At 60.2% G+C, this 17,587-nt stretch carries 12 protein-coding genes; 7 read left to right on the top strand and 5 right to left on the bottom strand.

Translation table 11 applies throughout. From position 1 onward, the window contains the following. Window positions 1-68: 68 nt before the first annotated feature. A complete protein-coding gene (locus KI612_RS00060) occupies window positions 69-1,691 on the bottom strand; it encodes an ABC-F family ATPase (protein ID WP_226441789.1) in 1,623 nt (540 codons plus the stop codon). A gap of 161 nt (window positions 1,692-1,852) precedes the next feature. Between KI612_RS00060 and gshA the strand changes: the two genes are divergently transcribed. From gshA to KI612_RS00025, 7 genes are all read left to right on the top strand, one after another. Beyond that, window positions 1,853-3,139 carry a glutamate--cysteine ligase gene (gshA, locus tag KI612_RS00055; protein ID WP_226441788.1) on the top strand — a complete coding sequence of 429 codons (1,287 nt, stop codon included), beginning with the start codon at window positions 1,853-1,855 and terminating at the stop codon, window positions 3,137-3,139. A gap of 11 nt (window positions 3,140-3,150) precedes the next feature. Continuing rightward, window positions 3,151-4,173 (top strand): glutathione synthase, encoded by a 1,023-nt coding sequence (gene gshB, locus KI612_RS00050; RefSeq protein WP_226441787.1) that lies wholly within the window; start codon window positions 3,151-3,153, stop codon window positions 4,171-4,173. After that, the gene (locus KI612_RS00045; RefSeq protein ID WP_226441786.1) at window positions 4,158-5,186 is read left to right on the top strand and encodes an FAD:protein FMN transferase; all 1,029 of its coding nucleotides are present in this window, start codon (window positions 4,158-4,160) and stop codon (window positions 5,184-5,186) included. Before gshB ends, KI612_RS00045 begins: the two co-directional genes overlap by 16 nt. A 125-nt stretch (window positions 5,187-5,311) precedes the next feature. Continuing rightward, on the top strand, window positions 5,312-9,676 hold the full coding sequence (locus tag KI612_RS00040) for a response regulator (RefSeq protein WP_226441785.1): 4,365 nt from the start codon (window positions 5,312-5,314) through the stop codon (window positions 9,674-9,676). Then, window positions 9,673-10,809, top strand: a complete 1,137-nt coding sequence (locus KI612_RS00035; RefSeq protein WP_226441784.1) for an HD-GYP domain-containing protein — start codon at window positions 9,673-9,675, stop codon at window positions 10,807-10,809. Before KI612_RS00040 ends, KI612_RS00035 begins: the two co-directional genes overlap by 4 nt. A 43-nt stretch (window positions 10,810-10,852) precedes the next feature. Next, window positions 10,853-11,041, top strand: a complete 189-nt coding sequence (locus KI612_RS00030) for a hypothetical protein (protein WP_226441783.1) — start codon at window positions 10,853-10,855, stop codon at window positions 11,039-11,041. Further along, window positions 11,041-11,850 (top strand): SIR2 family NAD-dependent protein deacylase, encoded by an 810-nt coding sequence (locus tag KI612_RS00025; protein WP_226441782.1) that lies wholly within the window; start codon window positions 11,041-11,043, stop codon window positions 11,848-11,850. Before KI612_RS00030 ends, KI612_RS00025 begins: the two co-directional genes overlap by 1 nt. Here the strand turns inward: KI612_RS00025 and dtd are convergent. From dtd to dnaA, 4 genes are all read right to left on the bottom strand, one after another. Next, window positions 11,847-12,299 (bottom strand): D-aminoacyl-tRNA deacylase, encoded by a 453-nt coding sequence (dtd, locus tag KI612_RS00020; protein WP_226441781.1) that lies wholly within the window; start codon window positions 12,297-12,299, stop codon window positions 11,847-11,849. The genes KI612_RS00025 and dtd overlap by 4 nt on opposite strands. A gap of 62 nt (window positions 12,300-12,361) precedes the next feature. Further along, window positions 12,362-14,851: a DNA topoisomerase (ATP-hydrolyzing) subunit B gene (gene gyrB / locus KI612_RS00015; RefSeq protein WP_226441780.1), complete on the bottom strand. Its 2,490-nt coding sequence runs from the start codon at window positions 14,849-14,851 to the stop codon at window positions 12,362-12,364. Window positions 14,852-14,891: 40 nt separating this feature from the next. Next, window positions 14,892-15,998: a DNA polymerase III subunit beta gene (gene dnaN, locus KI612_RS00010; RefSeq protein WP_226441779.1), complete on the bottom strand. Its 1,107-nt coding sequence runs from the start codon at window positions 15,996-15,998 to the stop codon at window positions 14,892-14,894. Between the two features lie 209 nt (window positions 15,999-16,207). Beyond that, window positions 16,208-17,587 carry a chromosomal replication initiator protein DnaA gene (gene dnaA, locus KI612_RS00005; RefSeq protein WP_226441778.1) on the bottom strand — a complete coding sequence of 460 codons (1,380 nt, stop codon included), beginning with the start codon at window positions 17,585-17,587 and terminating at the stop codon, window positions 16,208-16,210.

The following is a 17,587-nucleotide window of genomic DNA, read 5'->3' as shown; positions in this document are numbered from 1 at the left end:
TCCGGCCGAACCGGTCGACCAGAAAAAATGCCCGCTTTCGCGGGCATTTTGCATTGGACTGAAGGCGCTTAATTGACGCCCTGACTGGCCAGGTAATCCTCATACCCACCGAGGTAATCGATGATGCGGCCGTCGTTCTTCACTTCGAACACGCGGGTCGACAGCGAGGAAACGAATTCGCGGTCATGCGAGACGAAGACCAGGGTGCCGGGGAATTTTTCCAGGCCGCTGTTCAGGGCTTCGATCGATTCCATGTCGAGGTGATTGGTCGGTTCGTCCATGATCAGGACGTTGTGCTTGGACAGCATCAGCTTGCCGAAGAGCATGCGGCCCTGCTCGCCACCGGAAATGACATTGACCGGCTTCTTGACCTCGTCGCCGGAGAACAGCAGGCGACCAAGCGTACCGCGGATCAGGGTTTCCAGGTCGCCGCCATCTTCAATGGTGGCGCGGGCATAGCCGGCAATCCAGTCGGTCAGGCTCTGCTCGCCGGCAAACTGGGCGCTGTGGTCCTGCGCGTAATAGCCGGGATTGGCCTTTTCCGCCCATTTGACGGTGCCGAACTGCGGCGTCACTTCGCCCATCAGCAATTTCAGGAAAGTCGTCTTGCCGACGCCGTTTTCACCGATCACGGCGATCTTCTCGCCGGCATTGATGGTCAGCGTCAGGTTGTTGAAGATCTTGCGCTCGCCACCCTCGTAGGTGAAGGAGAGGTTTTCGATCTCGACCGCCTGGCGGTGCAGCTTCTGCTTTTCGTCGTAATCGAAGCGGATCCACGGATACTGGCGCGACGACGGCTTGACGTCTTCCGGCTTCAACTTGTCGATCAGCTTCATGCGGCTGGTCGCCTGTTTGGCCTTGGAGGCATTGGCCGAGAAGCGGCGCACGAAGGTCTGCAGTTCGGCGATGCGTTCCTTGGCCTTGGCATTGGCGTTCGACAGGCGCTCGCGGGCTTGCTGCGCGGCTTCCATGAAGTCGTCGTAGTTGCCGGCGTAAGTGGTGATCTTGCCGTAGTCGAGGTCGGCCATGTGGGTACAGACCTGGTTCAGGAAGTGACGATCGTGGGAGATGATGATCATCGTCGACTCACGCGCGTTGAGGATGTCTTCCAGCCAGCGGATGGTATTGATGTCGAGGTTGTTGGTCGGTTCGTCGAGGAGCAGGATGTCCGGGTTGGCAAACAGCGCCTGGCAGAGCAGCACGCGCAGCTTCCAGCCGGGTGCGACCTGGCTCATCGGGCCGTTGTGCTGGTCGGTCGGAATGCCGACGCCGAGCAGCAGTTCGCCGGCGCGCGATTCGGCGGTGTAACCGTCGTATTCGCCAACCTTGCCTTCCAGCTCGGCGGCCTTCATGTAGTCGTCTTCGGTCGCTTCCGGATTGGCGTAGATCGCGTCGCGTTCCTGGATCGCTGCCCACAGTTCCTCGTGGCCGGCCATCACGACGTCAAGGACGCGCATGTCTTCGTAGGCGAACTGGTCCTGCTTCAGGTAGGCCATGCGCTCGTGCTTCTCTTTCGAGACATTGCCGGCCGACGGCTCAAGCGCACCGCAGAGGATTTTCATGAAGGTCGATTTGCCCGCCCCGTTGGCGCCGATCAGGCCGTAGCGATAGCCCTCGCCGAATTTGACGTTAACGTTCTCGAACAGGGGTTTGACCCCGAACTGCATGGTGATATTGGCGGCGACAAGCACGACGATTCCGATCTACGAATTGATGTAAGACAAGCGGTAAAACCAAGGGCCGAATTTTACCTGTTTTCAACGGGTTGACCGTGTGGCCGCAGCCCAATTTTGTGCACTGCGGTGTAAGATTTGCAGCCACAATAAAAACCCCGGGATTTAGAGACAGCACCATGGTTCCACACCTGACAACCGCCCTCACCGGCCCCCTGCTCGAACTCGAACGCAAGTTCCTGGAAAGCAGCACGCAGATCGAACACTGGCTGCGCGGCCAGTGGCAGGAGCACACCCCGCCCTTCTATTCGTCGTGCGACCTGCGCAACTCCGGCTTCAAGCTGGCGCCGGTCGATACCAACCTCTTTCCCGGCGGCTTCAACAACCTGAATCCGGCCTTCCTGCCGCTCTGCGTGCAGGCGGCGATGAGCGCCATCGAGAAGTTCTGTCCGGATGCGCGCAGCCTGCTGCTGATTCCGGAAAACCACACGCGCAACCAGTTCTACCTGCAGAACGTCGCGCAGATTGCCGCCATCCTCAAGCAGACCGGACTTAACGTCCGCCTCGGCTCGATGCTGCCGGAAATCACCCAGCCGACCACGATCGACCTGCCGAACGGCCAGAGCCTGCTGCTCGAACCGCTGGTCCGCAACGGCAACCGGCTCGGCGTCGCCGGTTTCGAACCCTGCGCCATCCTGCTCAACAACGACCTGTCGGCCGGCATTCCGGCCATCCTGCAGAACCTGCATGAACAGGTCGTGCTGCCGCCGGTGCATGCCGGCTGGGCGGTGCGTCGCAAGTCCAACCACTTCGCCGCCTACGACCAGGTCGCCAACGACTTTGCCAAGGAAATCGGCATCGATCCGTGGCGCATCAATCCGGCTTTCTCGGTCTGCCGCAGCATCAATTTCCACGAGCGCCAGGGCGAGGAATGCCTGGCCGCCAACGTCGCCGCCGTGCTCGACATCGTCAAGGAAAAGTACAAGGAATACGGCATCACCGAAACGCCCTACGTCGTCGTCAAGGCCGATGCCGGCACCTACGGCATGGGCGTCATGACGGTGCGCGACGCCGATGAAGTGATCGCGCTCAACCGCAAGCAACGCAACAAGATGAGCGTCGGCAAGGAAGGCCTGGAAGTCTCCGAGGTGCTGATCCAGGAAGGCGTGCATTCCTTCGAGACGCTCAACGATGCGGTTGCCGAACCGGTCATCTACATGATCGACCGCTACGTGGTCGGTGGCTTCTACCGCGTGCATACCGGGCGCGGCAAGGACGAGAACCTCAATGCGCCGGGCATGCATTTCGAGCCGCTCGCCTTCGAAACCGGCTGCAACCTGCCGGACTATCGTTGCGGCAATCCGGATTCCCCACCCAACCGCTTCTACGCCTATGGCGTGGTCGGTCGTCTCGCCTGTCTGGCGGCGGCGGTCGAGCTTGAGCGGTCGACGCCTGAAAACGGCTGAAAACCGGGCCTGTGACGCAACAACTCCATTTCGAAAAACACCTGCTCGGCGGCAGCAGCCAGTCGCTGAAACTGGCTTTCATCCTCGACCCGCTCGATTCCCTGAAAGCCTGGAAGGACTCCTCGGTGGCCATGATGCGGGCCGCCGAAAAGCACGGGCACGAGGTTTACGCGATCGATTGCGCGACGCTCGGCTGGCGCACCGCCGAACCCGGCCACCACGCCGGTGGCGTCTTCGGCGAGGCGGTACATCTGCACCTGCGCCCCGACGATCACGACTGGTACCGCGAAACCCACCGCGAATGGCTGCCGCTCAAGGCCTTCGACGCGGTGATCATGCGCAAGGACCCGCCCTTCGATTTCGAGTACATCACCGCGACCTGGCTGCTTGAACGTGCCGAAGCGAGCGGCGTGCGCGTCTTCAACCGGCCACGTGCGCTGCGCGAGCATTCGGAAAAGATCGCGATCACCGAGTTCGAGCAATACGCACCGACCACGCTGATCGCCCGCGACATGCATCTGCTGCAGCATTTCATCGACGAGCAGCGCGATGTCATCCTCAAGCCGCTCGACGGCATGGGCGGCAGCCAGATTTTCCGCATCCACCGCAACGACCCGAACCGCAACGTCATCATCGAGACGCTGACGCACGAGGGCGCGCGCACCGTGATGGCGCAACGCTACCTGCCCGAGATCAGCCAGGGCGACAAACGCATCCTGCTGATTGCCGGCAAGCCGGTTCCCTATTGTCTGGCGCGCATCCCCAAGGCGGGCGAGACGCGCGGCAACCTCGCGGTCGGCGGCACCGGCGTCGCGCAGGAACTCAGCCTTCGGGACCGCGAGATCGCCGAACACCTCGGCCCCATCCTGTTCAAGCGCGGCCTGATGCTGGTCGGACTCGATGTCATCGGCAGCCATCTCACCGAAATCAATGTCACCAGCCCGACCTGCATGGTCGAAATCCGCCAGCAGACGGGTTTCGACGCAGCCGGTGCCTTCATCACGGCCATCGAACACGCATGCGGCATTTCTTGATCCTTCTTTCCCTGCTCTGGCTGGCGGCCTGCGGCCGTACGCCCTTGCAGGAACAGCAGGCCTACGTTTTCGGCACGCGCGTCGAAGTGCTGGTCGTCAGCAATGACCCGGAACAGGGCCGCCAGGCGATTGCCGCCGTACTGCGCGAATTCGACCGCCTGCATCGCGCCTATCACGCCTGGCAACCGTCGGAGCTGACCGCGCTGAACGACGCAATCGCCGCCGGCAAGCCATTGGCCGTGACACCCGAACTGGCCAACTTCGTCAGCGAAGCGCAGCAGCTCAGCAAGCAGGGCGACTACCTGTTCGATCCCGCCATCGGTCAACTGATCAAACTCTGGGGTTTTCAGGCCGACGAATTCAAGGCCGAATTGCCTCCCGAGGCCGCCATCAAGGCCTGGCTGGCGAAAAAGCCGTCGCTGGCCGACATCAGCATCCGCGACACCACGATCAGCAGCCGCAACCGCCACGTCGCCCTCGACTTCGGCGGCTACCTGAAGGGCGTCGCGCTCGACCGCGCCGCCGCCATCCTGCGCAGCCAGGGCATCAACAACGCGCTGATCAACATCGGCGGCAATGTCATGGCGCTGGGCAGCAAGGAAGGCAAGAAATGGCGTGTCGGCATCCAGCATCCGCGCCAGCCCGGCCCGCTCGCCACCATCGCCCTCGAGGATGGCGAAGCGATCGGCACCTCCGGCGATTACCAGCGTTTCTTCGAAGTCGACGGCAAGCGCTATGCCCATCTGCTCGACCCGCGGACCGGCTATCCGGTCGATCACACGCAGGCAGTCACCGTGCTGATTCCCGCCGGCCCCAAAGCCGGCACGCTGTCCGATGCCGCGTCCAAGCCGATCTTTGTTGCCGGCGACGAACGCTGGCGGGAAATGGCAAACCAAATGCAAATCGGCATGGTTTTGCGCGTCGACCGCCAGGAACGCATTTTCGTCAGCGAAGCCCTGCACAAACGCCTCGAATTCATCGGCCAGCCACCAGCCATCAACGTCGTCCCCTGAACCATGGCGAGCCGGGTTGACACTGCCGGATGCTAGTCGTATATCTCCTCAACCGGCTTCTGCATACGACAGGCAGTTAGCGCCAGCAGACCCGGCTGACAAGCCAGCACACAAAGGGGAGTGTTTTGTTCCAGGGTGTCTCATTCCGCAAGCCTGGCTTTGCCAACAGTCTGATCCTGCGCATCGGGCTGCTCATCCTTTTTGCCCTTGCCGTCTTCTCCTTCAGCATCTATCAGCTGATCGGCCGCCCCAGCATTGACCGTCTGGCCGAAGCCCAGATGCAGCTCGTTTCCGAGCAGCTCGAAGCGCGCCTCAACCGCCTCGTCAAAACCGTCGAGATCACCCTGCGCAGCAGCCGCGACTGGGGCGAGCACGGTGCGCTCGACCACAACCAGCTGTTGCGCTTCAACGAACTTTTTTTCCCCATTCTCGCCAACAATCGCGACATTTCCTCGGTCATCTTCGCGCACGAATCCGGCCGCGAATTCCTGCTCCTGCGCAACAGCGACGGGCACTGGATCAATCGCATCAGCGATCCGGGCAACTGGGGCGACCAGACCTACTGGATCACCTGGAACGCGCAACGCCAGATCGAAAGCGTGGAAATGCGCCAGCGCGACTACGACGCCCGCACCCGCCCCTGGTTCAAGGGCGCCATGGCACTGAGCGACCCGCAGTCGATCTTCTGGACGGCCCCCTACATTTTCTACACGACCAAGGAAGCCGGCCTGACCGCAGCGACAGTGTGGCGGGCTGCCGACGGATCGCGCTATGTCATCGGCCATGACGTCAGGCTCAGCGATATCGCCGAATACACGACGCAGCTGACGCCGGGCTCGCGCGAGAAAGCCGCACTATTCACCTCGGACGGAAAATTGCTGGCCCCCCCGCATGACCCGCGCTTCACCGACCGGGCCGCCATCAACAAAGCCTTGCTGAAAACCGCCGAAGAACTCGAGATGCCCGAACTGGGTGCGGGCTACGCCGCCTGGCACAATGGCGGCCAGCAATCCGGCGGCCTGAACGGTTTCGAACTGCCTGATGGCGACTGGTTCAGCCATTTCCGGCCGATCGACAGCGGCACTCAACGCATCTGGATCGGCGTCTTCGCACCGGAAAGTGATTTCAACCCGACCAGTCAGCGCGATCTCTGGCTGCTGGCGCTGATCACCCTGGTCTGTCTGGGCCTGGGCCTGATCGTGGCAATCCGCCTGGCCAAGCAATTCGGACATCCGCTCCTCGCCCTCGCCGAAGAAAGCGAGCGCATCGGCAAACTGGAGCTGGACGATCCGGTGTTCAGCGACGCACCCTGGCGCGAGGTCACCCAGCTCGCCACCGCCCTTGAGACCATGCGCGAACACCTGCGCAACTCGCGGCAAGCCTTGCAGGACGCCTATTCCGAACTGGAAATCACGGTTGCCAATCGCACCCAGGCCCTGCGCGAAAGCCAGGGCATCCTGCAAAAGCGCGAAAGCTTCTTCCGCGCCGTCTTCGATAATGCCGCGGTCGGCATCGTCAGCCTGGATCCGCAAAAACAGCGCACCCAGGTCAACCGTGCCTATGCCGAGTTCACCGGCTACCCGATCGAGGTCCTGCTCACCAAACCGGATATCCGCGTCCTGCCGCTGCACGAACAGGACAGGCTGGAAGCCGCATTGGCCAGACTCGCCAGCGGCCAGGACAAGTTCATCCGCAGCGAATTCGAGTTTCTCGCCAAAGGCGGCGAAACGCGTTGGGGCGATGTGCAGATTACCCCCATCCGAAGCGATGGCGGCGAACTCGACTCACTGCTCGTCACCGTGCTCGACATCACCGACCGCCGCCAGATGGAAGCCGAGCTGATCCGCCAGTTTGCCTTCCTGCAAGCCCTGCTCGACACCATTCCCAATCCGATTTTCTACAAGGGTCCGCACACCCGCTTCCTCGGCTGCAATCATGCTTATGAGGCTTTTTTCGGCGTTGACCGTGCGGACTTCATCGGCAAGCGGGTACTCGATCTCGATTACCTGCCGGAAGAGGCGCGCCTCACCTATCAGGCCGAAGACGAACAGGTGATTGCCGAATGCGGCCGCATTTCCCGCGAAATTCCGATGTCGACCGCTGACGGCACGCTGCGCGACACGCTGTACTCGGTCACTGGCTTCCGCACGACGGAAGGCGAACCGGGCGGACTGATCGGCGTCATTGTCGATATCACCCCGCTCAAGAACGCCGAACGCGAATCCGAGCGCGCCCGCGCCGCCGCCGAGGATGCCGCCGCCGCCAAGGCCGACTTCCTGGCCAACATGAGCCACGAAATCCGTACCCCGATGAATGCCATCATCGGCATGACCCACCTCGCGCTGCAAACCGACCTCACCGCCCGCCAGAAAAACTACCTGAGCAAGGTCGACAATGCCGCCAAGGGCCTGCTCGGCATCATCAACGACATTCTCGACCTGTCGAAAATCGAGGCCGGCAAGATGCTCATTGAGCAAACCGCCTTCCGGCTCGACGACAATCTGCAGAATCTCGCCGACGTCTGCCTGGTCAAGGCCAGCGAACGCGGTCTCGAACTGCTCTTTGACATCGCCAGCGATGTGCCGGGCAATTTGCAGGGCGATCCCTTGCGCCTCAACCAGGTATTGCTCAACCTGATCGGCAATGCCGTCAAATTCACCGAACAGGGCGAGGTCACGCTGACGGTCAGCCTGGCTTCGCGCAATGAAGATGGCGTCGAACTGCGCTTCGAAGTCAGCGATACCGGCATCGGCATGTCGGAAGAGCAGCAGCAACAACTGTTCAAGGCCTTCAGCCAGGCCGACAGTTCAACCACCCGAAAATACGGCGGCACCGGACTTGGCCTGTCGATCAGCAAGCGCATCGTCGAGATGATGGGTGGCCGCATCGGCGTCAGCAGCGTACCGGGCATCGGCAGTCGTTTCCATTTCACGCTGCCCTTCGGACTTGCCGCCGAAACCGGTATCAGCCGCGGCCGCCTCGGCCTGCCCGAACAGTTGAACACCCTGGTCATCGATGACAGTCCCGGTGCCCGCCAGATTTTCCGCCACCAGCTGCTCGCCTTCGGTCTGCCCAGCCTGGCCGTTGCCAGCGGCCCCGAGGGACTTGCCGAAGTCGCCCGTGCCGGCGCAGCCGGCCAGCCCTACCAGCTGCTGATCATCGACTGGAAAATGCCCGGCATGGACGGCATCGAGACACTGCGTCGCCTGCGGGAAACGCAGGCTCTGGATGCGGACGTCAAGGTCATCATGACGACAGCCTACGATCACGACGAATTGCGCCAGCAACTGGGCCAGTTGAGCGTTGACGCGATCCTTGCCAAACCGGTCACGCCCTCCTCGCTTTTCGACGCCATTGTCGAGACGGTACACCGCCAGGGCGGCACGGAAACCCTGGCCGGCAAACATGCGCCAAGCAGCGGCCGCCCCGACCTTTCCGGACATCATGTCCTGCTCGTTGAAGACAACGAAGTGAATCGCGAACTGGCCGAGGAAATGCTCTGTTTGACCGGGTTGACCGTCGAGCTTGCGGTCAATGGCGAAGAGGCCGTCAAGTGCGTCAGGCAGGCAAACTACGACCTGGTGCTGATGGATTGCCAGATGCCGGTGATGGACGGCTACGAAGCCACCCGGCTGATTCGGGCTGAGCCGCGTTTCGCCGAACTGCCGATCATTGCGATGACCGCCAATGCCATGGCCAGCGACCGCGAACGCTGCCTGGCGACAGGCATGAACGACCATATCGCCAAACCGATCGACGTCGAGTTGCTCTACGCCACGCTGGCCCGCTGGCTGAAAAAAACCGGCAGCAGCACGCAAGCCCCGGCAAACCCGGCAATGCCAAGCCAGGAAAAGAGCCTGTCCGAACTCGCCGTACTTGATGAGAATGCCGCGCTCAAACGTCTGGGCGGCAATCGGGCGATGTTCGAACGCATCCTGGGCCGCTTTCATGAAAACCAGCAGGATGCAATCGAGCGTCTGAAAACCTGGCGTGCAGCCGGCGACGTCGAGAAAATGCTGCTCCTGGCCCACACGCTGCGAGGCCTGGCGGGAAATATCGGCGCCGACCAGGTCGCTGCACTGGCACGCTCACTGGAAAGCCAGCTGAAAGACGCCGCCCTGAACAAGCCGGAACAACTCGACATCGTGCTCGCCGAACTGGCCTCTGCCCTCGACAAACTACTGCTGCTGGCGGCGACGGCAAAGACGAAAGCGCCGGCAAGCAGCGAAGCCTTGCCGCGCGATAACGAACGTTTGCGCACCTCGCTGATCGAGATGCAGAGACTGCTTGCCAACTCGGATGCGTCGGCAGTCCAGCAAATCGCTACAATTGAACAGGAACTCAATGTGCAGACTGATCCGCTGCAGGTCAGGAAACTGGTCCGCGATGTTGAAAATTACGAATTTGATAGTGCCATCGAAACGCTGCTGAAAATAGCCGGCGAACTCTCCATCGATCTCAATACGGACCAGATCCGCAGCCAGCCATGACCCCATTGCTACCCAAACAGAGCATTCTCGTTGTCGATGACACGCCGGAAAACATCACCCTGCTCAGCGAACTGCTCGGCAGCGACTACCGGATCCGGGTCGCCACCTCCGGCGAAAAGGCCCTGAAGATCGCCTACTCGGACGAACCGCCCGACCTCATCCTGCTCGACATCATGATGCCCGGCCTCTCCGGCCTGGAAATCTGCCGCCGCCTCAAGGCCAATCCCGACCGGCGCCGCATTCCGGTCATTTTCGTCACCGCCATGAGCTCAATCGAAGACGAGGAACTTGGCCTCGAACTCGGCGCCGTCGATTACATCACCAAGCCGATCAGCCCGCCCATCGTCAAGGCGCGCGTGCGCACCCATCTGGCGCTTTACGACCAGAGCCGCGAGCTAGAACGCATGGTCAAGCAGCGCACCCATGAGCTGATGACAACGCGGCAGCAGATCATCCGCCGCCTCGGGCGGGCCGCCGAATTCAAGGACAACGAAACCGGCAACCATGTGCTGCGCATGAGCCACTACGCCCACCTGATCGCCGAAGCGCACGGCCTGGGTGAAGAAACCGCCAATATCATCTTCAACACCGCGCCGATGCACGACATCGGCAAGATCGGCATTCCCGATTCCATCCTGCTCAAGCCGGGCAAACTGGATGCAGAAGAATGGAAGGTCATGCACCAGCATCCGATCATGGGCGCCGAAATCATCGGCAAGCATGAAAACGAGTTGCTCGAAACCGCCCGCATCATTGCCCTTTCGCACCACGAAAAATGGGATGGCAGCGGTTATCCGCAAGGCCTGAAAGGCGAAAACATCCCGCTCGAAGGCCGCATCGTCGCCATCGCCGACGTCTTTGATGCCCTGGTTTCGGTCCGTCCCTACAAAAAGGCCTACCCGGTCGAAGAGTCGCTGGAACTGATGCAGAAGCAGTCCGGTCTGCATTTCGACCCGAGCCTGATGCTCGCCTTCGAAAAGGCCTTGCCGGAAATCCTCCGGGTCAGGGAAATCTACGCCGATGAATACGGGCCGCTTACCGACGTCGAGTTCAAGATCAACGAAATCTACGCGCACCGCAACGATCCACAAGGCTACCCGGGCGTTCTGACCAGCCCGAAGGACGGCAACTGATTTTCCCGCCATGGCGCCTGTCCCGTCCGAACCCGGAACGAAAATGGCGCTTTTCGCGCGGTTGACCGATATACCGCGGCAAAATCTGCGGCTTCTGCAGCAACTGGCCGAGCGCGAACTTGCCCAGCAGCGCCGCGAAAAATACTGGGCAAAGCGCTTGCTGCTGATCTTCGGATGCGCACTCGCCCTTTATTTCGGCGCCATTCTGGTCAACCTGGTGCTCCCCGCTTGATGCCAATCGAGGAAGCCGCCGCCTGGATCCGCCAAGCCGACGGCCTGCTGATTACCGCCGGCGCCGGCATGGGTATCGATTCCGGCCTGCCGGACTTTCGTGGCCCGGGAGGCTTCTGGGGTGTTTATCCGGCCCTGGGCAGAGCCCGCATCGCATTTGAGGCCATCGCCAACCCTGCCGCCTTCGAACGCAACCCGGCGCTTGCCTGGGGCTTTTACGGGCATCGCCTGGCGCTCTACCGCCAGACCAAACCGCATGCCGGCTTTGCCATGCTGCAGGCGCTGGCAGAAAAGCTGGAACGCGGCGCCTTCGTCTTCACCAGCAATGTCGATGGCCACTTCCGGAAAGCCGGCTTTGCGGCCGAGCGGATCTGCGAAGTGCATGGCTCGATCCACCACCTGCAATGCGCTGCCGCATGTAGTGACGAAATATGGTCGGCCGACAGTTTTCAGCCCGAAGTCGATAACGAGAACTGCCGACTCATGGGTGATCCGCCGCTTTGTCCGCGTTGCGGCCAGCTGGCAAGGCCCAACATCCTGATGTTCGGCGACTGGCAATGGCTGGAACGGCGCAGCGCGCTGCAACAACAGAACCTGCAGCGCTGGCTGGCAACGGTCGACCGCCTGGTAACGCTCGAAATCGGCGCGGGAACCCAGGTTGCAACCGTTCGCCATTTTTCTGAAAGACAGCCAGGCCGGCTGATCCGCCTCAATCCGGACGAACCGGAAATTGCCCGCCACCCGGATGCCCTTGCCTTGCCGCTCGGCGCACTGGCCGGCTTGAAACAGCTGTACCAGGCATTGGCCTAGTCGGGATTGCGCGAATCAACCGTCAGGGTGACCGGCCCGTCGTTAAGCAAACTGACCTGCATGTCAGCCCCGAAAATACCGGTCGCCACCGGTCGACCCAATTCCAGCGCCAGTTTTGCCACGAAGCGTTCGAACAGCGGCTGCGAGATATCGCCGCGCGCCGCCCGGCTCCACGACGGCCGGTTGCCCTTCTTCAATGACGCGTAAAGCGTGAACTGCGACACCGCCAGAATCCCGCCACCGACCTCCTGGACACTGCAATTCATCACGCCGTCCGCATCGGAAAAAATACGGCTGCGCACAATCTTGCCAGCCATCCAGTCCAGATCGGCTGCCGTATCGGCTTCTTCGAAACCCGCCAGAACCAGCAAACCCGGCCCGATTTTGCCGCAAATTTCACCGTCGACCGCTACCGAAGCCTCTTTGACCCGCTGAATCACCACCCGCATGGAAAATCTCCGACAAAGAAAAGGCTCCGACCAGCGGAGCCTTTTCCTGAAAGCAAAAACGCTTAAATATCGATCCGTGCATTCAAGGCATTGGTTTCGATAAATGCCCGTCTTGGCTCGACCAGCTCGCCCATCAGGGTAGTGAAGATTTCGTCGGCAGCAATCGCGTCGTCGATCTGCACGCGCAGCAGGCGGCGAACCTTGGGATCCATGGTGGTTTCCCAGAGCTGATCCGGATTCATTTCACCCAGACCTTTGTAGCGCTGTTTGCTGATACCCCGCTCGACATCGGCCAGCAGCCACTTCATGGCATCGCCGAAATTGGTCACGGTAAATTTCTTCTCGCCACGTGCCATGAAGGCGCCGGCCCCGAACAGATCGGCAAGCGTTTCTGCGGTACGGCGCAGTTGCATGAAATCACCGGAAAGCAGCAGGTCCTCGTCGATCAGGCCGACCTTGAGGTTGCCGTGGTGAATCTTTTCGACGCGCAGCGTCCAGCGCTCCTGGATGTCGTCGTAACGCGGCACGACACGGATCTTGCCGTCGAGATGCTTGGTCAGCAGTTCGGCACTGGCGGTGGCGCCGGCTTCGCTGCCCAGATCCAGCTTGAGGTTGTGCTGAACGAGCGACTTGAGGACGAGCGGATCGACCAGATGCGAAACCCGTTCGATGACGGCTTCGGTCAACAGCCAGGAACGGGCCAATTCCTCGAGGGCCGCACCGACAATCGGCTCGGCACCGGCACGCGGCGTCAGGCTGGCTTCGTCCATCGCCATGCGCAGCAGGAACTGGTGATATTCCTGATCGTCCTTGAGGTAACGCTCGGTCTTGCCGTGCTTGACCTTGTAGAGCGGCGGCTGAGCGATATACACATAGCCGCGGTCGATCAGTTCCGGCATCTGGCGATAGAGCAGCGTCAGCAACAGGGTACGGATGTGGGCGCCGTCAACGTCCGCGTCAGTCATGATGATGATGCGGTGATAACGCAGCTTCTCGATCTTGAATTCGTCCTTGCCGATACCGGTGCCGAGCGCCGTGATCAGGGTAACGATCTGCTCGGAGGAAATCAGCTTGTCGAAACGGGCCTTCTCGACGTTGAGCACCTTGCCGCGCAGCGGCAGGATGGCCTGGAATTTACGGTCACGACCCTGCTTGGCGGAGCCGCCGGCGGAGTCGCCCTCGACCACATACATTTCGCAGAGGGCGGGATCCTTTTCCTGGCAGTCAGCCAGTTTGCCGGGCAGGCCGATACCGTCGAGCACACCCTTGCGGCGCGTCAGTTCGCGGGCGCGGCGGGCGGCTTCGCGGGCGCGCGAGGCTTCGACGATCTTGCCGGTGATGATCTTGGCGTCGGCCGGACGTTCGAGCAGGAAGTCAGCGAGTTTCTGGGCAACGACTTCTTCGACGGCCGGACGGGCTTCGCTGGAAACCAGCTTCATCTTGGTCTGCGAGGCGAACTTGGGATCGGGCATCTTGACCGACAGCACGCAGGCCAGGCCTTCGCGCATGTCGTCGCCGGCGATCTCGACCTTGGCCTTCTTGGCGATTTCGTGTTCGTCGATGTACTTGTTGATCACCCGCGTCATCGCGGCGCGCAGGCCGGTCAGGTGGGTGCCGCCATCGGATTGCGGGATGTTGTTGGTGAAGCAGAGCACCTGTTCCTGGTAGGAATCGTTCCACTGCATGGCAACTTCAACACCGATGGTGACACCGGTTTCACCGACCTTGGCTTCACCGGCCGAGTAGAAAATGCTCGGATGCAGGACGCTCTTGCTGCGGTTGATATATTCGACAAAGCTCTGCACACCGCCGGCGAAAGCGAAATCCTCTTCCTTGCCGGTACGCTGGTCAATCAGGCGGATACGCACGCCGTTGTTGAGGAAGGACAGTTCACGCAGGCGCTTGGCGAGAATTTCGTAATGAAATTCGATGTGCTCGAAGATTTCCTCGTCAGCGAGGAAGTGCACTTCCGTACCGCGCTTCTCGGTATCGCCAACCACCTTGAGCGGCGAGACTTCAATGCCGTCACGCACTTCGATGACGCGGTCAACAGCATGCCCACGGCAGAATTCCATCGTGTGCTTCTTGCCATCGCGGCGGATGGTCAGACGCAGCCACTTCGACAGCGCATTGACGCAGGACACGCCGACGCCATGCAAACCGCCCGACACCTTGTAGGAGTTCTGGTTGAACTTGCCGCCGGCGTGCAGTTCGGTCAGCGCGATTTCGGCGGCAGAGCGCTTCGGCTCGTGCTTGTCGTCCATCTTGACGCCGACCGGAATACCCCGGCCGTTGTCGGTAACGCTGATCGAGTTGTCGGTATGGATGGTGACGACGATGTCGTCACAATGCCCGGCCAGTGCTTCGTCGATCGAGTTGTCCACAACCTCGAACACCAGATGGTGCAGGCCGGTGCCATCGGAAGTGTCGCCGATATACATGCCCGGACGCTTGCGGACGGCTTCCAGCCCTTCGAGAATCTGAATGCTGGATTCGCCATAGGCCGGCGAGCCGTCCTGCGGGGTGTTGATCGGCGTGTTTTCTTCGCTCATTGCATGTGTTCCACGTGAAACTGGTCTTTAGATACAGGGCTCAAATACGCATCGGCATGACAACGTACTTGAAGCGCTCATTGCCCGGTACGGTAATCAGCGCGCTGGAGTTGGCATCGTTGAAACTCCACTGGATTTCTTCGGTGTGCACGTTGTTGAGCACATCCAGCAGATAGCCGACATTGAAGCCGACATCGATGACGTCGCCGGTGTATTGCACTTCGATTTCTTCCTGAGCCTCTTCCTGCTCGGCATTGGCGGCGATCAATTTGAGGCTATTGTCGCCGAGAACGACGCGCACGCCCCGGAATTTTTCATTGGTCAGAATGGCGGCACGGCTCATTGCCTGCATCAGGATCTGGCGACCGACCGTCATGTGATTCTTCAGGGTTGCCGGTACAACACGTTCGTAGTCCGGGAACTTGCCGTCGATCAGCTTGGAAACGAGAACGACCGAACCAAACGAGAAACGGACCTGATTCGAGGTCAGGGAGATATTGAGCGGCTCGTCATTGTCGACCAGCAGGCGGTTCAGCTCGAGCACCGTCTTGCGCGGCAGGATCATTTCCTGGCGCGGCAGATCGGCTTCGATCTCAACGCTGGCGTAAGCCAGACGATGCCCGTCGGTGGCCACGGCACGCAGTTCCTTACCTTCGACCAGCAACAGCAAGCCGTTCAGGTAGTAACGAACGTCCTGGGCGGCCATGCTGTACTGGGTCTTGCCGAGCAATTGGCGGAAAGCCTTTTGCGTGATCGAAAACTGCTTGGTTTCGCCTTCGGTCATCGTCATGCGCGGGAAGTCGTCAGCCGGCAGGGTCTGCAGGCTGAAACGGCTCTTGCCGGCGCGTACCTGCAGACGCTTGTCTTCGAGGACAAGGCTGACTTCGGAGGTATCGGGCAAGGAGCGCAGGATTTCCTGCAACTTGCGTGCGCCAACCGTTACGGCGCCATCACCTTCGCTGCCGGCACAATCGGTTGCCGTGGTGATCTGGATTTCAATATCGGTAGCAAGCAGGGTGAGACGGTCGCCCTTCTTTTCCAACAGGACGTTGGAAAGAATGGGAAGCGTATGACGCCTTTCAACGATCCCCGATACGGACTGTAAAGGGGCCAAAAGCGTGTCTCTATGGGTTTTAATAAGAACCATAAATTAAATTCCTAAGTAGACTATATCGGGAACTACTCTGTGGATAACTAAAAATTAATCTTTAAAATCATTAAACTAATGCAATTTTTACGCTCTGCAGAAAGCTCTGAATTGCCTGTGGATGAATTCTGGACAATTTTCCCATAAACCGGGAATCAACAGATGATCCACAAAGCATGGACAGCTTTCCCACAGACTTACTAACAGCCCTATCCTTTCAACACCTGCAACAGCACATGCAGGTCATGATTCAGTTCGCTTTCCTTGAGACGCAAGGAGTCAATTGTTTTTACCGCATGGATGACCGTCGTGTGATCACGTCCGCCGAAAGCGTCACCAATTTCCGGAAAACTGTGCGAAGTGACTTCACGACATAACCACATCGCTGCCTGGCGCGGCCGCGCAATGGCACGCGTACGCTTCTTCGAGAAAAGATCGGCAACCTTGATCTTGTAATAGTCGGCAACCGTCTTCTGAATATTGTCCATACCGACATTGCGTACCGAACCGATCAGGTCCTTCAGCGCTTCCTTGGCCAGATCGAGGGCAATGATGCGACCGTGGAAGGAAGAATAGGCAAGCACCTTCTTGAGTGCGCCTTCCAGTTCGCGCACGTTGGAGCGCAGATGCTTGGCAATGAAGAAAGCCACTTCGTCGTCGAGCTGCAGGCCTTCGGCCTCGGCTTTCTTCTTCAGGATGGCGACGCGCATTTCCAGTTCCGGCGGCTCGATCTGCACGGTCAGACCCCAGTCGAAGCGGGTCACCAGGCGGTCGTCGAGGCCGTTGATATCCTTGGGATAGGTATCGCAGGTGATGATGATCTGCTTGCGGGCTTCGATCAGCGCGTTGAACAGGAAGAAGAATTCCTCCTGCGAGCGGTTCTTGCCGTTGAAAAACTGCACGTCGTCGAGCAACAGCACATCCAGCGTCCGGTACATGCGCTTGAAGGTGTCGAAAGACTTCTGCTGATAGGCGCGCACGACGTCCGAGTAGTAATCCTCGGCATGTACGTAGCGAACGATCTTTTCCGGGTTTTCGGCAAGGATGGTGTTGCCGATGGCGTGGATCAGGTGAGTCTTGCCGAGGCCGGCGCCACCGTAGATGAACAGCGGATTGTAGGCACCGCCCGGATTGTTGGCCACCTGCACGGCGGCGGCGCGCGCCAGATCATTGGCCTTGCCGACCACCAGATTGTCGAAGGTGAATGACGAAAAGAGCCGCGATTTTTCGTAGTTGCCACTCTTGCTGCGCGGCTTTTCGCTGCTGCCGGAGACGACGGAAGAAATCTCGCTTTGCGCAGCGCTGTTCGGGTTGATCCGGTTTTCCGGTCGCGCACTGCTTCCCTTGTTGCTGATGACCAGGGTGATGCCGGTCGGTACGGAAAAGAAGCTGTGGCTGTACTCTTCGATCCGGCTCAGGTAACGATCCTTGACCCACTTCATGATGAAGCCGTTGGGTGCGATCAGACGCAAACCTTCTTCTGGCGCATTTTCACCTTCAAGCCGCAAAGGCTTGATCCAGGTATTGAATTGCTGCGCGGGCAATTCCTGCTCAAAACGGAGCAAACAGGATTCCCAGAAACCGGCCAT

Source organism: Quatrionicoccus australiensis (genome assembly GCF_020510525.1).
Taxonomy (GTDB): domain Bacteria; phylum Pseudomonadota; class Gammaproteobacteria; order Burkholderiales; family Rhodocyclaceae; genus Azonexus; species Azonexus australiensis_B.
The sequence above is the reverse complement of the archived record's forward strand: the minus strand, read 5'-3'. Positions and strand labels throughout refer to the sequence as shown.